The organism is Arthrobacter sp. H5 (genome assembly GCF_000520595.1).
In the GTDB taxonomy this organism is placed as follows: Bacteria; Actinomycetota; Actinomycetes; order Actinomycetales; family Micrococcaceae; genus Arthrobacter_D.
Genome location: NZ_KI914991.1, coordinates 24,806 through 30,955, shown reverse-complemented (window position 1 = coordinate 30,955; position 6,150 = coordinate 24,806). Strand labels below are relative to the sequence as shown.

At 63.5% G+C, this 6,150-nt stretch carries 6 protein-coding genes and 1 tRNA gene; 5 read left to right on the top strand and 2 right to left on the bottom strand.

The annotated features are described in order from the left end of the window. The 5 genes from Y708_RS24065 to Y708_RS24060 all read left to right on the top strand — a co-directional run. Positions 1–1,450: type IV secretory system conjugative DNA transfer family protein (locus tag Y708_RS24065; protein ID WP_035775868.1), on the top strand; the 1,450-nt coding region annotated here is incomplete at its 5' end. An 82-nt stretch (positions 1,451–1,532) separates the two neighbouring features. Then, positions 1,533–1,997, top strand: coding sequence for a single-stranded DNA-binding protein (locus Y708_RS0109655; RefSeq protein ID WP_028279783.1), 465 nt, complete (start codon positions 1,533–1,535; stop codon positions 1,995–1,997). A gap of 15 nt (positions 1,998–2,012) precedes the next feature. Further along, on the top strand, positions 2,013–2,576 hold the full coding sequence (locus Y708_RS0109650; protein WP_028279782.1) for a hypothetical protein: 564 nt from the start codon (positions 2,013–2,015) through the stop codon (positions 2,574–2,576). Beyond that, the gene (locus Y708_RS0109645) at positions 2,573–2,791 is read left to right on the top strand and encodes a helix-turn-helix transcriptional regulator (RefSeq protein ID WP_028279781.1); all 219 of its coding nucleotides are present in this window, start codon (positions 2,573–2,575) and stop codon (positions 2,789–2,791) included. The genes Y708_RS0109650 and Y708_RS0109645 overlap by 4 nt, the downstream gene beginning before the upstream one ends. A gap of 127 nt (positions 2,792–2,918) precedes the next feature. Next, positions 2,919–4,007, top strand: coding sequence for a tyrosine-type recombinase/integrase (locus tag Y708_RS24060; protein WP_343212962.1), 1,089 nt, complete (start codon positions 2,919–2,921; stop codon positions 4,005–4,007). A gap of 195 nt (positions 4,008–4,202) precedes the next feature. On the opposite strand, the gene Y708_RS0109635 is transcribed toward Y708_RS24060, so the two are convergent. Further along, positions 4,203–4,276: transfer RNA gene (locus tag Y708_RS0109635), tRNA-Pro, on the bottom strand. A 328-nt stretch (positions 4,277–4,604) separates the two neighbouring features. Then, positions 4,605–6,137 (bottom strand): ribosome biogenesis GTPase Der, encoded by a 1,533-nt coding sequence (der, locus tag Y708_RS0109630; protein ID WP_028279780.1) that lies wholly within the window; start codon positions 6,135–6,137, stop codon positions 4,605–4,607. Positions 6,138–6,150: the final 13 nt, after the last annotated feature.

The window sequence follows — 6,150 nt, the reverse complement described above, 5'->3', positions numbered from 1 at the left end:
CGACCCACGGCGGCTCGCCGGTACTGCCAGCAGTCACGAGGTCGTCACCAGTGCTTCCGCGAAGGCGCTCCTGCGCCGGGCTGCGACGCTTCGGCCCTCGCTAGATCAGCCGAAGCCCGAGGAGGTCGGCTACTTGCTCGGTCGCTCGCACGGCAAGCAGGTGTGGGCCAGCGTCGAAGACTCGATCCTCCTCATTGGTCCGCCGCGTTCGGGCAAGGGCCTCCACATTGTGATCCCGGCGATTCTCGATGCGCCGGGTGCAGTCGTGACGACGTCGACCCGGCCCGACAATCTGACGGCAACGCTGCGGGCACGCGAGCGGGTCGGTCCGGTCGCTGTCTTTGATCCTCAGCATCTTGCTGAAGGGGTCCCCGCTGGGCTGCGGTGGTCGCCCATTCGTGGCTGTGAGGATCCGCTGACCGCGATGATCCGCGCGACCGGTCTTGCAGCGGCCACCGAGTTGTCCGCTGGGGGCGTCGAGGGCGGAGGGTTCTGGGAGGGAAAGACTCGCATCGCACTGCAGTCGCTCCTTCACGCAGCCGCGCTCGATCATCGGAGTCCGGCTGAGCTATTCCGATGGACGCTCGACCCATCGGCAGCCGCAGAGGCAGTCGCCATCCTGACAGGCTCATCGCTGGCAGCCACGGGCTGGGCAGATTCCCTGGAGGCAACGCTCGACGCCGACCCGCGCACGCGCGACAGTATCTGGCAGGGCGTTTCGCTCGCACTTTCGGCGCTGGCCGACCCCAGAGTGCTTGATGCCGTTAGCCCTGAAGAAGGCGAGCAGTTCGATCCCGAGAGCTTTATCCGTGACCGCGGCACGCTGTATCTTCTGGCGACCGGCGTTGGGGCCGGGAACAGTGCAGCTCTCGTCGCGGCATTCGTCGAAGACCTCGTCGAGACCGCCCGCCGCATGGCTGCCCGATCACCCGGCGCACGGCTCGATCCACCGCTGCTGTTTGCGCTCGACGAGATCGGAAACCTCGCGCCACTACCCTCGTTGCCCACACTCATGGCAGAAGGAGGCGGGACCGGCATCACAACGATGCCCGTGCTCCAATCCCTTGCCCAGGCGCGGGACAAGTGGTCAGAGAACAAGGCCGCAGCGATCTGGGACGCCAGTATCGCGAAAATCATTCTCGGCGGCGCCTCGAACTCCCGCGACCTCCAAGACCTGTCCACACTGATCGGCGAACGCGACGAGTTCACCGACTCAGTCACGCTCGGTGACCATGGATCGCGCTCCAACCAGCGTTCTATCCGTCGCGTCCCGATCCTGCCGCCCGACCGCATTCGCACGTTGCCGTTTGGAACAGGGGTTATCTTGCTCCGATCGGCTCCACCCATCATCACTGACCTTCACCCCTGGCCGAAGCGCTCCGACGGTCTACAGCTCAAAGCAGATCGTGCGGCGGTTGAGTCGCTCTTGGAACGCCCTGCGACGCCATGATCCGCGCTGGGGCGCAGAGCGCACCTGTCTGTTGCAGCAGCCATCACATCCGATGGCCACCCCAACAGATCAAGGAGTCGTCATGTCCATCGACACCCAGCAAGCCATCACAGGATTCATCGCGACCGAGCCCCGTCTGACCTACACCGAGGACGGCACCGCTCGGTTCTACGCTCGGATCGGCATAGAGCATTCTCAGCAGACCCCAGACGGAAGTTTCACGCAGCTCGACCCGTCATTCCACGACATGAGTGCCTTCCGGCGCGCAGCCGAAGAAGGAGTCGCGCGATTTCACAAGGGCGACAAGTTCATCGCCACCGGGCGCGTGCGCGAGTACAGCTACGAGAAGGACGGTCAGACTGTCGCAGCCGAGGAGTTCATCGTCTCTCGCTTCGGTCACGACGTTGCGCGCACCCAATACGAGGTCGATCGCGGACCTCATCGCGACAGCAACATGCGCGAGGCGACTGGTCGTGATGCTTCCCCTTTTGAAGCACCTGCCCGAGCGCGAGCGCAGTCAGATGCCGCTCCTGCGGTCAGCATCTGAGTAGGAGTGGCCATCGTGACTGACTTCATCCCCAGCCCCGAAGCACACGAAGGGCGCGAGGCGGATGATTACGACGAATCATTCGTCGCTGAACCACCGCATCCGATCAACTGGAATCTCCTCACCGCGAACGACGCGGAGGTCGAGTGGTTGGAACTGAATCGCTGGATCGACTGGCTTCGCCGAACCTACGGACTCCCGGCAGCAGTGATCCCGCCCTACTGGCATCGTCACCCCGAGCTCGTCTGGGAGCTGTCAGCGCTGCACCTGCACTGGCTGTGCGCCTACGACCCCAACCAAAATGGATCCGCACCGTTGGGGTGGCATCGCGACTTTGCGGACGCTCGTCTACGACTCCGCGACTGGGTAGCTATCTGCGGGACTCGCCTCGATCGTGATCGCCCCACACGGCAAGCCACCTGGCCCGGGGAAGAGCCGCCCATTCCCTCCGAAGAATCAATGATCACCGACCGGGAAGCCGACTTCGTCGAGTTCGTCGTTGATGACGTTCAGCGACGTCAGGCAGCCGAAGACGAGTTCTATCGTTCGCTCGGAAACCCTCCTCTGGACGAATCATGAGCAACTCGGTCGAAGCGACCGCACCACTCTCGCCATTGCTGGATAGCCGAGAGGTCGCCTCGTACCTGAAGGTCTCCGAATCAACGTTGTCTCGTTGGCGCTCCGCGGAGACCGGACCACCGTTCATCAAGCTCGGCGGTATCGCCCGATACAGACTCGAAGCGATCAACGAGTGGCTGCAGAACTTGGAGCCGCACCATGGCCCGCCCAGCTGAGCCGATGCCAGAGTCCTCACCCCGGCCGGTACCGCCGATCGGGGTGAGGATCTCTACCGACATGGAACGACGTTCCTACGGGATTCGAGCGCGGGCACGCTGGACTGATCCGCTCACAAGGCGGCGCGTGATTCGTACCGAGATCGTGAAAGACGAGGCAGCCGCAAGGGCATTCTTCGAAACGCTGCGAAATTCTTCGGTCAGGGGAATGGACGTATCCATGACCCTCCTGGAGTTCTTCACCTCGATCGGCGACCGATGGGCACGCGGCCTGGACATGACCTCTACCGGAGACAATTACCGCTACGGTCTTCGGCTACGAGTACTCCCGGCGCTTGGCCATCTGCCCGTCACGCAGATCACAGCTGGAATGATTGACCGCACGATCGACGACTGGGAGAAACACTACGGCGCATCGACGATCAAGAACACCATCGCCCCTCTTGTACGGGTACTCGACGAAGCTGTTCGCGACGGCCTGATCACAATCAATCCCGCCAAGAACCGTGCGAAGCGGAGTCTCCATCGAAACGCTTTCCGGATTCAACCCGCCGAAGATGCTGCCCCGCGCGCACACGCTATCCCTGACCTCCAGAAGTTAAACCAGCTCGCCTCCGCCTGCGGTGCCGTACATCAGTCCTATTCAGACTTCGTGATGCTCGCAGCGCTACTGGCAGCTCGCTCTTCAGAAGTCTCCGGACTTCAAGTTGGAGATGTGGACTTCAACAAGAACCTCGTCATCATCCGGAGGCAGGTTTTCCCCGGCAGAGGCGGCCTCATCACCAAGCCGACCAAGAGCCGCAAGGAACGGCGCGTGCCGATTCTCGACCCGCTCCGGCCAATCCTGAAGCGGCTCTCCGCGTTCAAGCAGCCGGAAGCGCCACTACTCGTCGGTCCGCGCGGCGGTTTCCTCACGACGGCCACTGTCCGCGACGCCACCAACTGGGACCAGGTCGTCGCCGACCTCGGCCTGCCCAATCTCACCCGACATGGCCTCCGACACACCGGTGCCACCTGGCTCGCCGACGCCGGGGTCCCCCTCCATGTCCTCCAAGAGATCCTCGGACACGCCTCGATCGAGACCACTCGCGGCTACCTCCACCCTGATGACCGCCACCTCGCATCCGCCGCAGAGCAGGCCAACGCATTCCTCAGCAGAGACACGCGCGCGAACGCATCGGGACGACCGCTTCAAGGCACGGCACGCGGGCTGTGAACGGCTCCGACTCGGGTCTGCACCGTCCTGGTCCCCTTTTGGTCCCCTTCTCCACAGGGAGGCATCGCGCCGGATTCCGTTATCCACAGGTCCATCACCTATGCCGGCGGAAGGGGACCAGAAGGGGACCAGCGAAAACCGTCACGGAAAACAACGAAGGCCTGATCAAACGTCCGTCTGATCAGGCCTTTTCTGTCGGGCTGACAGGATTTGAACCTGCGACCCCCTGACCCCCAGTCAGGTGCGCTACCAAGCTGCGCTACAGCCCGTTGTTTAGTTTTTGCCTCGAAATGCTGTTTTGCGCTTCCAACCCACTTGACCCCCAGTCAAGTGCGCTACCAAGCTGCGCCACATCCCGATTGACTCCGACTTCCGCCCGAACCACCTGAAGAATCGTATCGCATTCCCGGGGGTGGGGACGAACCGCGGCGGGTGCGGATGGTTACCGGTCTCCACGCGGGCCTGGCGGCCCTTGGTCGACCACCGGAAGTTTACGCAAGCGGCCTTGGTCGACCACCGGAGGGTTGGCTAATTGGGCCATTGGGTCTCCACGCGGGCCTGGCGGCCCTTGGTCGACCACCGACCGGCGAACACGAGCTACCTCTTCTTGCCTCGCTTTTCGCGCACCCGCATGCTTACCTCGATCGGCGTTCCCTCAAACCCGAAGGTCTCACGCAGACGACGCTGGATGAAGCGCCTGTAGCCCGGATCCAGGAAGCCCGTTGTGAACAGCACAAAGCGCGGCGGCCGCGACGACGCCTGCGTCCCAAAGAGAATCCTCGGCTGCTTGCCCCCCCGCACGGGGTGCGGATGCGCCGCAACCAGTTCACCCAGGAAGGCATTGAGCCTACCCGTAGGAATCCGCTTGTCCCACGACTCAAGGGCAAGATCCAACGCGGGCGTCAGACGGTCCTTGTGCCAACCGGTCAGCGCGGAGATGTTCACCCGCGGAGCCCACTCGACATGCGCCAGGTCCTGCTCGATCTCACGTTCCAGGTAACGGCGGCGCTCATCGTCCAGCAAGTCCCACTTGTTGAACGCCAGCACCAGCGCACGGCCCGATTCCATGGCCAGGTTGAGGATGCGGATGTCCTGCTCGCTGAGTACCTCGTCCACGGCGATCAGCACCACCGCAACTTCGGCCTTCTCCAACGCCGACTGCGTCCGCAGCGACGCATAGAAGTCAGCACCCTGCGCCATATGCTGGCGGCGGCGGATTCCAGCGGTATCGACAAACCGCCAGGTGCGGCCGCCCAGATCGATCATCTCGTCCACCGGATCACGCGTGGTTCCGGCCATCGGATCCACGACAACGCGCTCGCTCCCGGCCAGCTTGTTCAGCAGCGAGGACTTGCCCACGTTCGGCCGGCCGATCAACGCCACACGCCGCGGCCCACCGGAACGCTCTAGGCCGCCATACGCCGAGAACTCCGGCATCAGCTCAACAGCCCGGTCCAGCATGTCCGCAGTACCGCGGCCGTGCAGCGCAGACACCGGCATCGGCTCACCGAAACCAAGCGCCCAGAGAGCGGCGGCGTCGGCTTCGTTCTGGATATCGTCCACTTTGTTGGCGATGAGGATGACGGGCTTCTTCTTGCGCCGCAGCATCTTCACAATCGCTTCGTCAGTGGCGGTGGCACCAACCGTCGCATCGACCACCAGCAGCACCGCGTCGGCCATGTCGACGGCAACCTCGGCCTGATCGGCCACACGGGCGTGAATGCCGCGGGCATCATGCTCCCAGCCACCGGTATCCACAAGGGTGAAGTTGGTGGCGTTCCAGATCGCCGAGTACATGACGCGGTCGCGCGTCACACCCGGCGTATCCTCAACCACTGCTTCACGCCGCCCGAGGATCCTGTTCACCAGGGTCGACTTGCCGACATTGGGCCGGCCCACAATCGCAAGGACCGGGTCCAGGCGCACGGGGGCGTCGTCGTCGTACTCCCCCAACTGCTGCGCAAGCAGCGCTGCGTCCTCTTCATCCAGCTCATAGTCGGCCAGGCCCGCACGGAGGGATTCCGCACGGACATCCGCTTCGGCGTCGTCGATCTCTTCGAGGCGCTCAGCAACTGAGTCCTCGCCGGATGGCTCGAATTCCTCGTCAAGCCCGGTCTGGTTCTCGCTCATGATTACGGTCCTT

Excerpts from the sequence above, each read along its gene's own strand:
- Y708_RS0109645 (WP_028279781.1), top strand. The coding sequence starts at position 2,573 with ATGAGCAACTCGGTCGAAGCGACCGCACCACTCTCGCCATTGCTGGAT.
- Y708_RS0109655 (WP_028279783.1), top strand. The coding sequence starts at position 1,533 with ATGTCCATCGACACCCAGCAAGCCATCACAGGATTCATCGCGACCGAG.
- der (WP_028279780.1), bottom strand. The coding sequence starts at position 6,137 with ATGAGCGAGAACCAGACCGGGCTTGACGAGGAATTCGAGCCATCCGGC.